We start from the raw sequence: 16,364 nt of genomic DNA, 5'->3' as shown, positions 1-16,364 counted from the left end.
CCCGCTCCAGGCGGGCGCAATGCTCTGGCAGCTCACCCAGATGCTCTGGGTGGGTGGCTTGTGGCTGTTGCACCTTGGCGTTTTGCCGGCGTTGGGCCTGATTGGGCTGGCGCCGTTGCTGATCGATGAGCTCGATGGATTACTGAGTGCGTTGCTGGTGGGTTTTGCGGCGGCGTGCGTGATACTTCAAGTGTTGGTGCTGGTAAGGACCGAGGGCTTGGAGAGTCTGTGGCGGGATATTCGTGGGCAATTACTGTTGATGGCGCTGTATGGCTGTTCGATGTATTTCGTCGTGCATGTCTGGCTGCCGCAAGCGTTGCGCTGGCAACTATTCAGCTATCTTGTGCTAGGGTTCTCAGGCCTCGTGCTGGTGATACAGCCGGCACCGGGTTGGAGTGGCAGGGCGCGCGAAGCACGCCCTTGACCCTTGCTATCATTTGAAGCGGTGAACATTCGACAGTTGCTTGTTGACGCTGAAATTCTTGCGATACAGCAGTGCCATCTTGCCGATAACCTGAACCAGGTCCGCTTTGCCCACCTTGCACAGTTCTGCAATGGCGGCCAGGCGTGCTTCGCGGTCAAGGATATTAACCTTGATCTTAATCAGCTCGTGATCGTTGAGTGCGCGTTCGAATTCGGCTAACACACCCTCAGTCAAACCGTTGTCTGCCACAATCAGAACTGGTTTCAGATGGTGGCCAATGGATTTGTATTGTTTCTTCTGCTCTTGAGTGAGCGGCATAATCTGACCCCTGCGTCTGATCTTGTAAAAAGCGGCGGCCAGTTTACCCGAGCGAGTCCGGGACCGCCCAGTTAATCACGACCCGTTTTATTTTCGAGGTGCCCAGTGGCCCGTTCCAAAACCAGCCTTAAGTGGCTACAAGAGCATTTCAACGACCCTTACGTCAAAAAGGCGCAGAAGGACGGCTACCGCTCCCGGGCCAGCTACAAGCTGCTGGAGTTGCAGGACAAGGACAAACTATTCCGCCCCGGCATGAGTGTGATCGACCTCGGAGCGGCGCCTGGCGGCTGGTCACAGGTTGCCAGTCGTCTGATTGGTGGGCAGGGGCGGTTGATCGCTTCCGACATTCTGGAGATGGACAGCATTCCGGATGTAACCTTTGTACATGGGGATTTCACTCAGGATGCGGTACTGGCCGAGATTCTTGAAGCCGTGGGAAATTCGCAGGTAGACCTTGTGATTTCCGACATGGCCCCCAATATGAGTGGATTACCGGCTGTTGATATGCCGCGCGCCATGTTCCTGTGCGAATTGGCGCTGGATCTGGCGGGCCGGGTATTGCGTCCGGGGGGTGATTTCCTGGTCAAGGTCTTCCAGGGGGAAGGTTTCGACGAGTATCACAAGAACATCCGTAAGCTATTCGACAAGGTTCAGATGCGCAAACCGGACTCTTCCCGGGATCGGTCCCGCGAGCAATACCTGTTGGCGCGTGGGTTCCGTGGCATTGAAGGCGCTGCCAGCGATGAGCGTCTTTAAAGGTTTGAAGGGAGTCGATAGGTTTTTTTATATCGCTTTCGTCATGAAGCTTTACGAATATTGTGTAGTCAAAGTTTCACAAAGGGTTACAGACGGCGCCTGCCAGAGTTGTAGGTAATGTAGTAAGTTAGGCCGGTGAATATCATGCGAAGCGCGCGCCAGCAGCGGAGCTTGCTTCAGAGGGTAGTTAATTGAACGATATGGCAAAGAATCTGATCCTGTGGTTGATCATCGCGGCTGTCCTTGTGACGGTGATGAACAACTTCTCCAGCCCTAACGAGCCGCAGACCCTCAACTATTCCGACTTCATCCAGCAAGTCAAGGATGGCAAGGTCGAGCGCGTAGCGGTAGATGGCTATGTGATCACCGGCAAGCGTAACGATGGCGACAGCTTCAAGACCATTCGTCCGGCAATTCAGGATAACGGTCTGATCGGCGATCTGGTCGATAACCACGTGGTGGTTGAAGGCAAGCAGCCTGAACAGCAGAGCATCTGGACCCAGCTTCTGGTGGCCAGTTTCCCTATTCTGGTGATCATTGCAGTCTTCATGTTCTTCATGCGCCAGATGCAGGGCGGCGCGGGGGGCAAGGGCGGACCGATGAGTTTCGGTAAGAGCAAGGCACGCCTGCTGTCCGAGGATCAGGTGAAAACCACGCTGGCTGATGTTGCCGGCTGCGATGAGGCCAAAGAAGAAGTCGGTGAGCTGGTCGAATTCCTGCGCGATCCGGGCAAATTCCAGCGTCTTGGCGGTCGTATTCCGCGCGGCGTGCTGATGGTCGGCCCTCCGGGTACGGGTAAAACCTTGCTGGCCAAGGCAATTGCTGGCGAAGCCAAGGTGCCGTTTTTTACAATTTCCGGTTCTGACTTCGTCGAGATGTTCGTTGGTGTCGGTGCCAGCCGTGTTCGCGATATGTTCGAGCAGGCCAAGAAACACGCGCCGTGCATTATCTTCATCGATGAGATCGACGCTGTTGGTCGTCATCGTGGTGCTGGCATGGGCGGTGGTCATGATGAGCGCGAACAGACGCTCAACCAGCTGCTGGTAGAGATGGACGGCTTCGAGATGAATGACGGCATCATCGTCATCGCCGCGACCAACCGTCCTGACGTGCTTGACCCAGCCTTGCTGCGTCCAGGCCGTTTTGACCGCCAGGTGGTGGTTGGCTTGCCTGATATTCGCGGGCGCGAACAGATTCTGAAAGTGCACATGCGTAAAGTGCCGATGGGCGACGATGTGGTTCCGGCCGTGATTGCCCGTGGTACTCCTGGTTTCTCCGGTGCTGACCTTGCCAACCTGGTGAACGAGGCATCGCTGTTTGCCGCGCGTACCGGCAAGCGCATTGTAGAAATGAAAGAGTTCGAGCTGGCTAAAGACAAGATCATGATGGGCGCCGAGCGCAAGTCCATGGTCATGTCTGAAAAAGAGAAGCAGAACACTGCCTATCACGAAGCCGGTCACGCGATCGTGGGGCGCGTCGTGCCCGAGCACGACCCGGTGTACAAGGTTTCGATCATTCCGCGAGGTCGCGCACTTGGCGTGACCATGTTCCTGCCAGAAGAGGATCGCTACAGCCTCTCCAAGCGTGCGCTGATCAGCCAGATCTGCTCACTTTATGGTGGGCGGATTGCCGAAGAAATGACCTTGGGCTTTGACGGTGTGACCACCGGCGCTTCCAACGACATTATGCGAGCCAGTCAGATAGCGCGAAACATGGTGACCAAGTGGGGCTTGTCTGAAAAACTCGGTCCTTTGATGTATGCCGAGGAAGATGGCGAGGTGTTCCTGGGTCGTGGTGGTGGCGGTCAAAGTGCCAGTTTTTCGGGTGAGACTGCCAAGCTGATTGATTCCGAAGTGCGCAGCATCATTGACCAGTGCTACGGCACGGCCAAGCAGATCCTGACCGATAACCGCGACAAGCTGGATGCGATGGCCGATGCGCTGATGAAATACGAAACCATTGATGCCGATCAGATCGACGACATCATGGCAGGTCGTACGCCGCGCGAACCTCGCGACTGGGAAGGCGGTTCAGGCACCTCGGGCACTCCGCCCGTGGTCCAGAATGAACGCCCTGAAACCCCGATCGGCGGTCCTGCAGCCGAACACTAAGGTTTGAAATGACTTCTGTGTTGCCCTCCACCCGGTTGCCTTGCGGCAGCCGGGTTCTTGATTTGGCCCATACACACGTCATGGGTATCCTCAATGTAACCCCCGATTCCTTTTCTGATGGCGGCCGATTCAGTCAGCGGGACGCTGCGTTGCGTCATGCCGAGGCGATGGTGGCGGCTGGCGCGACGTTGATCGATGTCGGTGGTGAGTCGACTCGGCCTGGTGCCCGTGTGGTTTCTCCTCTTGAGGAGTTGGAGCGGGTCGCTCCGGTTGTCGAGCGTATTGCCCGGGAGTTGGACGTCATCATCTCCGTTGATACTTCGACCCCCGCAGTGATGCGCGAAACTGCTCGTTTGGGGGCTGGCTTGATCAATGATGTGCGGTCACTGCGGCGCGATGGCGCGTTGGACGCAGCTGCCGCTACCGGGTTGCCGGTGTGCCTCATGCACATGTTGGGCGAGCCCGGCACTATGCAGGACAACCCGCATTACGACGATTTGGTGGGAGAGGTGACAGGCTTTCTCGCTGAGCGGATTGCCCAATGTGCTGCCGTGGGTATTGCGCCGGAGCAGATCATCCTTGATCCGGGTTTTGGATTCGCCAAAACCCTGCAACATAATTTAAGCCTGTTCAAGCACCTGGAGTCCTTGCATGCCCTTGGTCGGCCCCTGTTGGTAGGGGTGTCGCGCAAGAGCATGATAGGGCTGGCGTTGAATCGTCCGGTGGGTGAGCGTCTGTATGGCGGACTTGCACTGGCGGCACTCGCCTTGACCAAAGGCGCGCGAATTCTGCGCGTGCACGATGTCGCCGAGACAGTGGACGTGGTGCGTATGATTGCCGCTGTAGAATCAGCCGAATAAGAATGATGGAGCACTTATGACTAAAAAATATTTTGGCACCGACGGAATCCGTGGTCGGGTCGGCGAGTTCCCGATTACCCCTGACTTTATGCTCAAGTTGGGATGGGCGGCGGGGATGGCGTTCCGCAGCATGGGCGCGTGTCGCATCCTGGTGGGCAAGGACACTCGAATTTCGGGGTATATGTTCGAGTCTGCGCTGGAGGCCGGGTTGTCCGCGGCTGGGGCCGATGTGATGCTGCTGGGGCCAATGCCCACGCCCGCCATCGCCTACCTGACGCGTACCTTCCATGCCGAGGCGGGCATTGTTATCAGTGCTTCGCACAACCCTCATGATGACAACGGTATCAAGTTTTTCTCGGGTCAAGGTACCAAGCTGCCCGATGAGATTGAGCTGATGATCGAGGAGTTGCTGGATGCGCCGATGACAGTGGTCGAATCCAGCAAGTTGGGCAAGGTCTCGCGTATTAACGACGCGTCCGGCCGTTACATTGAGTTCTGCAAGAGCAGCGTGCCAAGCAGCACCAATTTCGCCGGGTTGAAGATCGTTGTCGATTGCGCCCACGGTGCAACCTACAAGGTGGCGCCGAGCGTGTTCAAGGAGTTGGGTGCACAGGTTACTGTGTTGTCGGCCCAGCCTAACGGCTTGAACATCAACGACAACTGCGGCTCTACCCATATGGAGCAGTTGCAGGCCGCAGTATTGGCCGAGCATGCAGACCTGGGTATCGCTTTCGATGGCGACGGCGACCGTGTTCTGATGGTGGATCACACAGGTACCATCGTGGATGGCGATGACTTGTTGTTCATTATTGCTCGCGACCTGCATGAGCGTAACAAGTTGCAAGGGGGTGTGGTCGGCACCTTGATGAGCAATCTCGGGCTCGAGCTCGCCCTGGCAGATCTGGGCATTCCCTTTATTCGCGCCAATGTCGGTGATCGTTATGTCATCGCAGAGCTGCTCGAGCGTAATTGGCAGATAGGTGGTGAGAACTCGGGCCATATCGTGTGCTTCCAGCACACCACGACCGGTGATGCGATTATCGCCGCGCTGCAGGTGCTGCTTGCCTTGCGTCGTCGCGAGGAAAGCTTGGCTCAGGCGCGGCAGGCGTTGCGTAAGTGTCCGCAAGTGCTGCTGAACGTGCGGTTCGGTGGAGGCGAAAACCCGATTGAGCACCCTGCGGTCAAGGACGCTTGTGAGCGCGTAACCCTGGCGATGGAAGGGCGTGGGCGGGTATTGCTGCGCAAGTCGGGCACGGAGCCTCTGGTGCGTGTCATGGTCGAGGGTGAAGATGAAACACAGGTTCGCGGCCACGCTGAAGACCTGGCAAAACTGGTAACTGAAGTTTGCGCCTGAATTCGGCTTGCCAGTGATGAAAGGGTTGGGTAACATCTGCGCCCACTTTGACCGACGAGGTACAGCATGCGTCGCACTATGGTAGCTGGTAACTGGAAGATGCACGGTACCCGCGCCAGTGTCGCTGAGCTGATCAATGGCCTTCGTCACTTGGCATTGCCTGGCGGTGTCGATGTTGCGGTTTTCCCGCCTTGCCTGCATATCGCCCAAGTGGTTGATGGCTTGAAGGGTAAGTCGATCCAGGTCGGCGCGCAGAATTCTGCGGTGGAAGCCATGCAAGGTGCGTTGACCGGCGAAATTGCGCCGAGTCAGCTGGTCGATGCGGGATGTTCCTTTGTGCTTGTCGGGCACTCCGAGCGCCGTCAGATGATGGGTGAGCGCGATGGGATGCTCAATCGCAAGTTCGCAGCGGCACAGGCATGCGGTCTGATCCCAGTGTTGTGCATAGGGGAAACCCTGGAGCAGCGCGAATCGGGCAAGACTCTTGAGGTTGTCTCGCGTCAGCTGGGCAGCATCATCGAAGAGTTGGGTGTTGGTGCGTTTGCAAAAGCGGTCATCGCATACGAGCCGGTCTGGGCCATTGGCACCGGGCTGACTGCTACACCGCAACAGGCGCAGGATGTGCACGCAGCCATCCGCGCGCAGTTGGCGGCAGAGAATTCTGAAGTCGCACAAGGTGTGCGTCTTCTATACGGCGGCAGCGTGAAGGCGGCCAATGCGGTCGAACTGTTCGGCATGCCGGATATCGATGGGGGGCTCATTGGTGGAGCTTCCCTGAATGCAGATGAGTTCGGTGCGATCTGTCGCGCCGCGGGAAACTGAAAAAATGCTGGAAACAGTCGTGGTCGTTTTTCATCTGTTGGCTGCACTGGGCGTAGTTGCCCTGGTTTTGCTGCAACAGGGTAAAGGTGCGGATGCTGGTGCGTCTTTCGGTGCAGGTGCTTCAAATACTGTATTCGGAAGCCAAGGTTCCTCTACCTTTCTTAGTAAGTTTACTGCTATACTTGCCGCCGGTTTCTTCATAACCAGCTTGGGGTTAGGTTACTTTGCTAAAGAGAAAGCTCATGTGCTGACTCAAGTAGGTTTGCCAGATCCAGCAGTGTTGGAAGTACCAAAAGCAAAACCGGCTTCTGATGATGTTCCGGTGCTTCAAGAGCAAAAGTCGGCTACTCCAGCGACTGACGTACCTCCAGCTCAAGAGCAGAAGTAAGAAGAGTTGTAAACGTTGTATTGCCGAGGTGGTGGAATTGGTAGACACGCAACCTTGAGGTGGTTGTGCCCATAGGGTGTAGGGGTTCGAGTCCCCTTCTCGGTACCAATTATCAGGAGAGCCCGCTGTTGCGGGCTTTCTTGTAGGTGGAAGGTTACATTGACCCTGCAAGGGATCGGTCGTATACTTCCGCCCCAGCTTTGTCGCGGGGTGGAGCAGTCTGGTAGCTCGTCGGGCTCATAACCCGAAGGTCGTCGGTTCAAATCCGGCCCCCGCAACCAGTTTTAGCGGAGCCCCTTTTAAGGGGCTTTTTGTTAGCTGGACACTTTCAACGCCGCTGTTCGACGGCGTTTCAAGGATGGGCGTTTCGCCCATTTTTTTATTTTGCACAGCATGCACATACATGCACGAGGGGGTTCAGGTGTCGAGCAAGCTAGAAGAGTTGCAGGCCTTGCTGGCCCCGGTGGTCGTGGCCCTAGGCTATGAATGCTGGGGTATTGAGTTTTCGGCTCAAGGTCGCCACTCAATGTTGCGCGTTTATATCGATAAAGAGGGCGGTGTGCTGGTGGACGATTGTGCCATTGTCAGCCGTCAGATCAGTGGTGTGTTGGATGTTGAAGATCCGATCTCCGTTGAATACACCCTCGAAGTTTCCTCGCCAGGCATGGAACGCCCACTGTTCACTCTTGAGCAGTTTGCTAAATATGCCGGTGAACAAGTGAAGATCAAGCTGCGATCTCCCTTTGAAGGGCGACGCAACTTTCAGGGCCTTCTGCGCGGTGTAGAAGAACAGGATGTCGTGGTGCAGGTAGAAGACCATGAATTCCTGTTGCCGATCGATATGGTCGACAAGGCCAACATTATTCCCAGTTTTGACTGAGACGCGGATCCCGCGGATCCAATGGCTTGCGAAAGGCGAGGCGTACGATGAGCAAAGAAGTACTGCTGGTTGTTGAGTCGGTATCCAATGAAAAGGGCGTACCGGCAAGCGTGATTTTTGAAGCGTTGGAGCTGGCCCTGGCCACTGCTACCAAAAAACGTTTTGAGGACGAAGTTGATCTGCGTGTGGAAATCAATCGCCACACCGGTGCCTATGAGACTTTCCGTCGCTGGACAGTCGTCGAAGAGGCCGATCTTGACGATCCGGCTATTGAAACCTGGCCGAGCAAGGTTGCTGAAACGCATCCTGGTGCCAAGGTTGGCGATGTGGTCGAAGAAAAAATCGAATCGATCGAATTCGGCCGTATTGCTGCACAGACCGCCAAGCAGGTCATCGTGCAGAAGGTCCGCGAAGCTGAGCGCGCTCAAGTCGTCGACGCCTATCGCGAACGCCTGGGTGAAATCATCTCCGGCACCGTTAAAAAAGTCACCCGCGACAATGTGATCGTCGATCTGGGCAATAACGCCGAAGCGTTGCTGGCTCGTGAAGACATCATCTCTCGCGAAACCTTCCGTGTGGGCGTGCGCTTGCGTGCGCTGCTCAAGGAAATCCGCACCGAGAACCGCGGCCCTCAGTTGATCCTGTCGCGTACCGCTCCGGAAATGCTGATTGAGCTGTTCCGTATCGAAGTGCCGGAAATTGCCGAAGGCCTGATCGAAGTCATGGCGGCGTCCCGCGACCCGGGTTCGCGCGCCAAGATTGCGGTCCGCTCCAAAGACAAACGCATCGACCCGCAAGGTGCCTGCATTGGTATGCGCGGTTCGCGCGTCCAGGCGGTGTCTGGCGAATTGGGCGGTGAGCGCGTGGACATTGTCCTGTGGGACGATAACCCGGCGCAGTTCGTGATCAACGCCATGTCGCCGGCTGAAGTGGCGGCAATTATCGTTGACGAAGATGCCCATGCGATGGACATCGCCGTTGGCGCAGACAATCTGGCTCAGGCCATTGGTCGTGGTGGTCAGAACGTGCGTCTGGCCAGCCAACTGACCGGTTGGACCCTGAACGTGATGACCGAATCGGACATCCAGGCTAAGCAGCAAGCTGAAACCGGTGACATCCTGCGCAACTTCATCGAAGAGTTGGAAGTCGATGAAGAGCTGGCACAGGTGCTGGTAGATGAAGGCTTCACCAGCCTGGAAGAGATTGCCTACGTACCGTTGGAAGAAATGCTCAACATCGACGGCTTTGACGAAGATATCGTCAACGAGCTTCGCGCTCGGGCCAAGGATCGCTTGTTGACTAAAGCCATCGCTACTGAGGAAAAGCTGGCAGACGCCCATCCGGCCGAAGACCTGCTCTCGCTTGAGGGTATGGACAAGGATTTGGCGATGGAACTGGCGGTGCGCGGCGTAATTACCCGCGAAGACCTGGCCGAGCAGTCTATTGACGATCTGCTCGACATCGACGGCATTGACGAAGATCGTGCCGGCAAGTTGATCATGGCCGCCCGAGCCCATTGGTTCGAGTAACTAGGCGCGGCCTGAGGAGAGAAGTGCATGACGCAAGTCACGGTGAAACAACTGGCCGATGAGGTCAAAACACCGGTAGAGCGCCTGTTGCAGCAGATGCGTGAGGCAGGTCTGCCGCACACCGCCGCCGATGAAGGTGTGAGCGATAGTGAGAAGCAGTCTTTGCTGACTCACTTGAAGAGCAGCCACAAGGCGAAAGTGGAAGAACCGCGCAAGATTACATTGCAGCGCAAAACCACCAGCACCCTGCGTGTTGCGGGTAGCAAGAGCATCAGCGTTGAAGTACGCAAGAAGAAAGTCTTCGTACAGCGCAGCCCGGAAGAAATCGAAGCCGAGCGTAAACGCGAACTGGAAGAACGTCGCGCAGTAGAAAATGCTGCTCGTCAGAAGGCTGAAGAAGAAGCCAAGCGTCGCGCCGAAGAAGAAGCGCGTCGCCAGCCTGCTGCTGCGCAACCTGCTAACACTGAAGCGGTTGCCGCTCCTGTTGAAGCTGTGCGTGAGGCCGCTCCGGTGGCTGCAGCACCTGCTCCGGCAGCAGATGCCCGCAAGCGCGACGAGCCTCGTCGTCCGGACAAACCACGTGCCGACGATAACAATCGTCGCGGTGGTGGCGGTGATGGCGAGCGCAAAAACGCTCCGCATCGTGCTTCGGTCAAAGAGAAAGCGCCTGCTCCACGCGTTGCCCCACGTACAACCGACGAAGAAAGCGATGGCTTCCGTCGCGGTGGTCGCGGCAAGGCCAAGCTGAAGAAACGCAACGCCCACGGTTTCCAGAGCCCAACCGGCCCTGTCGTGCGTGAAGTGAAGATCGGCGAGACCATCACTGTGGGCGATCTGGCCCAGCAGATGTCGGTCAAGGCTGCTGAAATCATCAAGTTCATGTTCAAGCTGGGCACTCCGGCTACCATCAACCAGGTACTGGACCAGGAAACTGCTCAACTGGTTGCTGAAGAGCTTGGCCACAAAGTGACCCTGGTCAGCGACACCGCCCTGGAAGATTCCCTGGCCGAGTCCCTGAAGTTTGAAGGTGAAGCGGTTTCCCGTGCACCGGTTGTGACCGTAATGGGCCACGTTGACCACGGTAAAACCTCCCTGCTCGACTACATCCGTCGTGCCAAGGTGGCTGCTGGCGAAGCCGGTGGTATTACCCAGCACATCGGCGCTTACCACGTTGAAACCGACCGTGGCATGGTGACGTTCCTCGACACCCCTGGTCACGCCGCGTTTACCGCGATGCGTGCCCGTGGTGCCAAGGCGACCGACATCGTGATCCTGGTGGTTGCAGCGGACGACGGCGTAATGCCACAAACCATCGAAGCCGTTCAGCATGCCAAGGCAGCTGGCGTTCCGCTGGTAGTCGCCGTGAACAAAATCGACAAGCCGGGCGCCGATCTCGACCGCATCCGTAGCGAACTGTCGGTTCACGGCGTGACGTCGGAAGAGTGGGGTGGCGACACTCCATTCGTACCGGTTTCCGCAAAAATGGGTACTGGCGTTGACGAACTGCTTGAAGCCGTTCTGCTGCAAGCCGAAGTCCTGGAACTGACCGCTACCCCATCGGCTCCTGGCCGTGGTGTTGTGGTTGAATCCCGCCTCGACAAAGGCCGTGGCCCGGTTGCGACCGTGCTGGTTCAAGACGGTACCCTGCGCCAAGGCGACATGGTACTGGTCGGTTCGAACTACGGCCGTGTACGTGCCATGCTCGACGAGAACGGTAAGCCAATCAAGGAAGCCGGTCCGGCCATCCCCGTCGAGATTCTCGGCCTGGACGGTACCCCGGACGCTGGCGACGAGATGAGCGTGGTTGCCGACGAGAAGAAAGCCCGTGAAGTGGCTCTGTTCCGTCAAGGCAAGTTCCGTGAGGTCAAGTTGGCCCGTGCTCACGCCGGCAAGCTTGAAAACATCTTCGAGAACATGGGCCAGGAAGAGAAGAAGACGCTTAACATCGTCCTCAAATCTGACGTACGTGGTTCCCTCGAAGCGTTGAACGGCGCCTTGAACGGCCTGGGTAACGACGAAGTGCAAGTGCGTGTTGTCGGTGGCGGTGTCGGTGGTATCACCGAATCCGACGCCAACCTGGCACTGGCTTCCAACGCTGTACTGTTTGGCTTCAACGTGCGTGCCGATGCCGGCGCTCGCAAGATTGTCGAGCAGGAAGGCCTGGACATGCGTTACTACAACGTCATCTACGACATCATCGAAGACGTCAAGAAAGCCCTTACCGGCATGCTTGGCAGTGACGTTCGGGAGAATATCCTGGGTATCGCCGAGGTGCGTGACGTGTTCCGCTCGCCGAAATTCGGTGCGGTTGCCGGCTGCATGGTTGTCGAAGGTACTGTGTACCGTAACCGTCCTATCCGTGTACTGCGTGAAGACATCGTTATCTTCGAAGGCGAGCTGGAATCCCTGCGCCGCTTCAAGGATGACGCGTCTGAAGTACGTGCCGGCATGGAGTGCGGTATCGCGGTCAAGAGCTACAACGACGTCAAGGTTGGCGACAAGATCGAAGTCTTCGAGAAGGTTCAGGTTGCTCGCAGCCTCTGACTCGCGCACTTCCGGAGCCACGCGGCGCGCGGGCATGCAAATGCCCCGCGCAGCGTACGGACTCTAAACGCAACGCCCGGTCTGGCTTTTGTCAGGCCGGGCGTTTGCCGCTTTCAGACCCCACGGGTTTCACCGTGTGGCAGTAACAGGTAACAAGACATGGCAAAAGAATACAGCCGTACCCAGCGTATCGGCGATCAGATGCAGCGCGAGCTGGCTCAACTGATCCGTCGCGAAGTCAAAGACCCGCGCGTTGGCCTGGTCACCATCACCGCTGTGGAAGTGAGTCGCGACGTGGGTCACGCGAAGATCTTCATCACCGTGATGGGGCAGGACAGCAGCGAAGAAATCGCGCAAAGCATCAAGGTGCTTAACGCTGCAGCAGGCTTCCTGCGCATGCAGTTGGCCCGTGAAATGAAGCTGCGCAGCGTTCCTCAGTTGCACTTCCACTACGACGAAAGCGTCGTACGCGGCGCGCACCTGTCGGCACTGATCGAGCGTGCCGTGGCTGAAGACAGCCAGCACCCGTCTACACCTGAAGACGCCAAGGAGTAAGCGGTGGCTCAGGTCAAACGTATCCGTCGCAATGTCAGCGGCATTATTCTGCTCGACAAGCCCATTGGCTTTACCTCCAATGCCGCGCTGCAGAAGGTCCGCTGGCTGCTCAACGCCGAAAAGGCCGGGCACACCGGGAGTCTCGATCCGCTGGCCACCGGTGTATTGCCGTTGTGCTTCGGCGAGGCCACCAAGTTTTCGCAGTACCTGCTCGATTCCGACAAGGGTTACGAAACCCTGATGCAGCTGGGCAAGACCACCACCACGGCCGATGCCGAAGGTGATGTTCTGCAGGTTCGCGATGTGACCGTTGGTCGTGCTGATATTGAGGCTGCTTTACCCGCTTTTCGCGGGGAAATCAGTCAGATACCGCCAATGTACTCGGCCCTCAAGCGTGATGGGCAGCCGCTTTACAAGTTGGCGCGTGCGGGTGAAGTAGTGGAGCGCGAACCGCGTTCTGTTACTATTGCGCGCTTGGAATTGCTCGCCTGTGAAGGTGACACCGCGCGCCTGGCCGTGGACTGCAGCAAAGGCACCTATATCCGTACCCTGGTGGAAGATATCGGTGAAAAGCTCGGTTGCGGCGCGTACGTTGCAGAGCTGCGGCGCACACAGGCCGGCCCTTTCAGCCTGGCACAGACCGTGACCCTGGAAGAGCTGGAAGCGGTGCATGCCGAAGGCGGCAATGAAGCGGTTGATCGCTTTTTGATGCCATCGGACAGTGGGCTGCTGGATTGGCCATTGCTGCACTTCTCGGAGCACAGCGCGTTCTACTGGCTCAACGGCCAGCCGGTACGCGCGCCGGATGCCCCGAAGTTCGGCATGGTGCGGGTACAGGATCATAACGGTCGCTTTATCGGTATCGGTGAAGTGAGCGAAGACGGGCGCATCGCGCCGCGTCGACTGATTCGGTCAGAATGACCGAACGAGTGTGGCTGTTAACAGGCATGGTCAACACTCATTTTTAGATACAGGGATTTGTCCCTGGCCTGTTGAAACCATCCTTTGGGTGGTTTCCTGAAAGAAGGATTGCCTCATGGCTCTCGACGTTCAAGAAAAAGCACAAATCGTAGCTGACTATCAGCAAGCTGTTGGTGACACTGGTTCGCCAGAAGTGCAAGTTGCACTGCTGACCCACAACATCAACAAGCTGCAAGGTCACTTCAAGGCCAACGGTAAAGACCACCACTCCCGTCGTGGTCTGATCCGCATGGTAAACCAGCGCCGTAAGCTGCTGGACTACCTGAAAGGCAAGGATCTGGGTCGTTATCAGGCTCTGATCGGTCGCCTGGGTCTGCGTCGCTAATAAGCGATTGCGCTAGAGGTTGGTTGTCTGCCGTGTGTCAGTGCGATTGCGCTGGCCCATGGCAGGCTCCCAGCCTCAAGTTTTATCTGGATACACGTTTTACCCTGGACGAGCGTCGGGCCGATTCCCGGCATTGCCCAAGAATTTCGCAAGAAGACAAGTTCCCCAAGAGCCACAAAGAAGGTAGGACACCGTGAACCCGGTTATCAAAAAATTTCAGTTCGGTCAGTCGACCGTTACCCTCGAGACAGGCCGTATCGCCCGTCAAGCCTCCGGCGCAGTGCTGGTTACCGTTGATGACGACGTCACCGTATTGGTGACCGTTGTGGGTGCCAAGACCGCTGACCCAAGCAAAGGCTTCTTTCCTCTTTCCGTTCACTACCAGGAAAAGACTTACGCTGCCGGTAAGATCCCTGGCGGTTTCTTCAAGCGTGAAGGCCGTCCTTCCGAGAAAGAAACCCTGACGTCCCGACTGATCGATCGCCCGATCCGTCCACTGTTCCCAGAAGGCTTCATGAACGAAGTGCAGGTTGTCTGCACCGTCGTTTCCACCAGCAAAAAGACCGATCCGGACATCGCTGCGATGATCGGTACCTCGGCTGCCCTGGCCATCTCCGGCATTCCTTTCGATGGCCCGATCGGTGCTGCCCGTGTTGCGTTCCACGAAAGCACCGGCTACCTGCTGAACCCGACTTACGAGCAACTGAAAGCATCGAGCCTGGACATGGTCGTTGCCGGTACCTCGGAAGCCGTACTGATGGTTGAATCGGAAGCCAAAGAGCTGACCGAAGACCAAATGCTGGGCGCTGTATTGTTTGCCCACGACGAGTTCCAGGCCGTTATCAAAGCGGTCACCGAGCTGGCTGCCGAAGCCGCCAAGCCAACCTGGACCTGGGCGCCACAGGCTGAAGCGACCGAGCTGCTGGCCGCGATCCGTTCCGAGTTCGGCGCTGCCATCTCCGACGCCTACACCATCACCGTCAAGGCCGACCGCTACGCTCGCCTGGGCGAGCTGAAGGATCAGGTTGTGGCCAAGCTGTCCGGCGAAGAAGGCCAGCCTTCCGCCAGCGACGTCAAGGCAGCTTTCGGCGAAATCGAATACCGCACCGTTCGCGAAAACATCGTTAACGGCAAGCCACGTATCGACGGTCGCGACACCCGCACCGTGCGTCCGCTGAACATTGAAGTCGGCGTTCTGCCGAAGACTCACGGTTCGGCTCTGTTCACCCGTGGTGAAACTCAGGCGCTGGTTGTTGCAACGCTGGGCACCGCCCGTGACGCGCAACTGCTGGACACGTTGGAAGGCGAGAAAAAAGACCCCTTCATGCTGCACTACAACTTCCCTCCGTTCTCGGTGGGCGAGTGTGGTCGCATGGGCGGTGCCGGTCGTCGCGAAATCGGTCACGGCCGTCTGGCTCGTCGTTCGGTTCAGGCCATGCTGCCGGCTGCTGACGTGTTCCCTTACACCATCCGCGTGGTATCGGAAATCACCGAATCCAACGGTTCCAGCTCCATGGCTTCCGTGTGCGGTGCTTCCCTGGCGCTGATGGACGCTGGCGTACCGATGAAGGCACCGGTTGCCGGTATCGCCATGGGCCTGGTTAAAGAAGGCGAGAAGTTCGCCGTCCTGACCGACATCCTGGGCGACGAAGACCACCTGGGCGACATGGACTTCAAAGTAGCCGGTACCGCCAAAGGTGTGACCGCGCTGCAGATGGACATCAAGATCAAGGGCATCACCGAAGAGATCATGGAAATCGCCCTGGGCCAAGCCCTGGAAGCGCGCCTGAACATCCTCGGCCAGATGAACCAGATCATTGGTCAGTCGCGTACCGAGCTGTCGGAAAATGCTCCGACCATGATCGCGATGAAGATCGACACCGACAAAATCCGTGACGTTATCGGTAAAGGCGGCGCGACCATTCGTGCAATCTGCGAAGAAACCAAGGCCTCGATCGATATCGAAGACGACGGTTCGATCAAGATCTTCGGTGAAACCAAGGAAGCTGCGGAAGCCGCGCGTCAGCGCGTGCTGGGTATCACTGCGGAAGCCGAGATCGGCAAGATCTACGTCGGTAAGGTTGAGCGCATCGTCGACTTCGGCGCATTCGTCAACATCCTGCCAGGCAAGGACGGTCTGGTTCACATCTCCATGCTGAGCGATGCTCGCGTTGAAAAAGTGACCGACATCCTCAAGGAAGGCCAGGAAGTGGAAGTGCTGGTACTGGACGTGGACAACCGCGGCCGTATCAAACTGTCCATCAAAGACGTGGCAGCAGCCAAAGCTTCGGGTGTTTAACTACCCTGGTTTTTAAGCTGAGAAAAGGACTCTACGGAGTCCTTTTTTATGCGCGATGGAAAATGCCTGAAAATCAGACGGTTAATGCGTATTCAAAAGCCGCAACTTGCATGCAGGAGCAGGGGGCTTCATGCAATATGCACGATTCCGAAATTAGCCATGTTTTATAACTCATTGTTTTTTAAGGATTTAATCGTCCGAACAGAATTGGCACAGTG

At 57.2% G+C, this 16,364-nt stretch carries 15 protein-coding genes and 2 tRNA genes; 16 read left to right on the top strand and 1 reads right to left on the bottom strand.

What is annotated here, in order from left to right:
• The first annotated feature begins 19 nt into the window (after window positions 1-19).
• Complete coding sequence (locus PSH94_RS21695) at window positions 20-424, top strand: MFS transporter (RefSeq protein ID WP_181080022.1); 405 nt, start codon at window positions 20-22, stop codon at window positions 422-424.
• Window positions 425-433: 9 nt separating this feature from the next.
• On the opposite strand, the gene PSH94_RS21690 is transcribed toward PSH94_RS21695, so the two are convergent.
• Window positions 434-742 (bottom strand): YhbY family RNA-binding protein, encoded by a 309-nt coding sequence (locus PSH94_RS21690; protein ID WP_010206607.1) that lies wholly within the window; start codon window positions 740-742, stop codon window positions 434-436.
• Window positions 743-847: 105 nt separating this feature from the next.
• Between PSH94_RS21690 and rlmE the strand changes: the two genes are divergently transcribed.
• The 15 genes from rlmE (at window position 848) to pnp (ending at window position 16,146) form a co-directional block, all read left to right on the top strand.
• A complete protein-coding gene (gene rlmE, locus PSH94_RS21685; RefSeq protein ID WP_010206606.1) occupies window positions 848-1,498 on the top strand; it encodes a 23S rRNA (uridine(2552)-2'-O)-methyltransferase RlmE in 651 nt (216 codons plus the stop codon).
• Window positions 1,499-1,698: 200 nt separating this feature from the next.
• Window positions 1,699-3,609, top strand: a complete 1,911-nt coding sequence (gene ftsH / locus PSH94_RS21680; RefSeq protein ID WP_305435741.1) for an ATP-dependent zinc metalloprotease FtsH — start codon at window positions 1,699-1,701, stop codon at window positions 3,607-3,609.
• Between the two features lie 8 nt (window positions 3,610-3,617).
• Window positions 3,618-4,469 carry a dihydropteroate synthase gene (folP, locus tag PSH94_RS21675; RefSeq protein ID WP_305435739.1) on the top strand — a complete coding sequence of 284 codons (852 nt, stop codon included), beginning with the start codon at window positions 3,618-3,620 and terminating at the stop codon, window positions 4,467-4,469.
• Window positions 4,470-4,485: 16 nt separating this feature from the next.
• Window positions 4,486-5,823 carry a phosphoglucosamine mutase gene (gene glmM, locus PSH94_RS21670; protein WP_181080019.1) on the top strand — a complete coding sequence of 446 codons (1,338 nt, stop codon included), beginning with the start codon at window positions 4,486-4,488 and terminating at the stop codon, window positions 5,821-5,823.
• A gap of 66 nt (window positions 5,824-5,889) precedes the next feature.
• The gene (tpiA, locus tag PSH94_RS21665) at window positions 5,890-6,645 is read left to right on the top strand and encodes a triose-phosphate isomerase (protein WP_181080018.1); all 756 of its coding nucleotides are present in this window, start codon (window positions 5,890-5,892) and stop codon (window positions 6,643-6,645) included.
• Window positions 6,646-6,649: 4 nt separating this feature from the next.
• Entirely contained in the window at window positions 6,650-7,033 is a 384-nt protein-coding gene (gene secG, locus PSH94_RS21660) for a preprotein translocase subunit SecG (RefSeq protein WP_253509405.1), read from the top strand.
• 22 nt (window positions 7,034-7,055) lie between these two features.
• Window positions 7,056-7,141, top strand: a tRNA-Leu gene (locus tag PSH94_RS21655).
• Window positions 7,142-7,237: 96 nt separating this feature from the next.
• Window positions 7,238-7,314 (top strand) — tRNA-Met (locus tag PSH94_RS21650).
• A gap of 140 nt (window positions 7,315-7,454) precedes the next feature.
• The gene (gene rimP / locus PSH94_RS21645; RefSeq protein ID WP_181080016.1) at window positions 7,455-7,913 is read left to right on the top strand and encodes a ribosome maturation factor RimP; all 459 of its coding nucleotides are present in this window, start codon (window positions 7,455-7,457) and stop codon (window positions 7,911-7,913) included.
• 47 nt (window positions 7,914-7,960) lie between these two features.
• Window positions 7,961-9,442 (top strand): transcription termination factor NusA, encoded by a 1,482-nt coding sequence (nusA, locus tag PSH94_RS21640; RefSeq protein WP_181080015.1) that lies wholly within the window; start codon window positions 7,961-7,963, stop codon window positions 9,440-9,442.
• Window positions 9,443-9,469: 27 nt separating this feature from the next.
• Window positions 9,470-11,986 carry a translation initiation factor IF-2 gene (infB, locus tag PSH94_RS21635; protein WP_181080014.1) on the top strand — a complete coding sequence of 839 codons (2,517 nt, stop codon included), beginning with the start codon at window positions 9,470-9,472 and terminating at the stop codon, window positions 11,984-11,986.
• 159 nt (window positions 11,987-12,145) lie between these two features.
• Entirely contained in the window at window positions 12,146-12,541 is a 396-nt protein-coding gene (gene rbfA / locus PSH94_RS21630) for a 30S ribosome-binding factor RbfA (protein WP_057725021.1), read from the top strand.
• A gap of 3 nt (window positions 12,542-12,544) precedes the next feature.
• Entirely contained in the window at window positions 12,545-13,462 is a 918-nt protein-coding gene (gene truB, locus PSH94_RS21625) for a tRNA pseudouridine(55) synthase TruB (protein WP_034117853.1), read from the top strand.
• Between the two features lie 115 nt (window positions 13,463-13,577).
• Complete coding sequence (gene rpsO / locus PSH94_RS21620) at window positions 13,578-13,847, top strand: 30S ribosomal protein S15 (RefSeq protein ID WP_003176135.1); 270 nt, start codon at window positions 13,578-13,580, stop codon at window positions 13,845-13,847.
• A 193-nt stretch (window positions 13,848-14,040) separates the two neighbouring features.
• Window positions 14,041-16,146 carry a polyribonucleotide nucleotidyltransferase gene (gene pnp, locus PSH94_RS21615; protein WP_181080012.1) on the top strand — a complete coding sequence of 702 codons (2,106 nt, stop codon included), beginning with the start codon at window positions 14,041-14,043 and terminating at the stop codon, window positions 16,144-16,146.
• The last annotated feature ends 218 nt before the right edge of the window (window positions 16,147-16,364 follow it).

It is taken from the genome of Pseudomonas sp. FP2254, assembly GCF_030687695.1.
In the GTDB taxonomy this organism is placed as follows: Bacteria; Pseudomonadota; Gammaproteobacteria; order Pseudomonadales; family Pseudomonadaceae; genus Aquipseudomonas; species Aquipseudomonas quebecensis.
The sequence above is the reverse complement of the archived record's forward strand: the minus strand, read 5'-3'. Positions and strand labels throughout refer to the sequence as shown.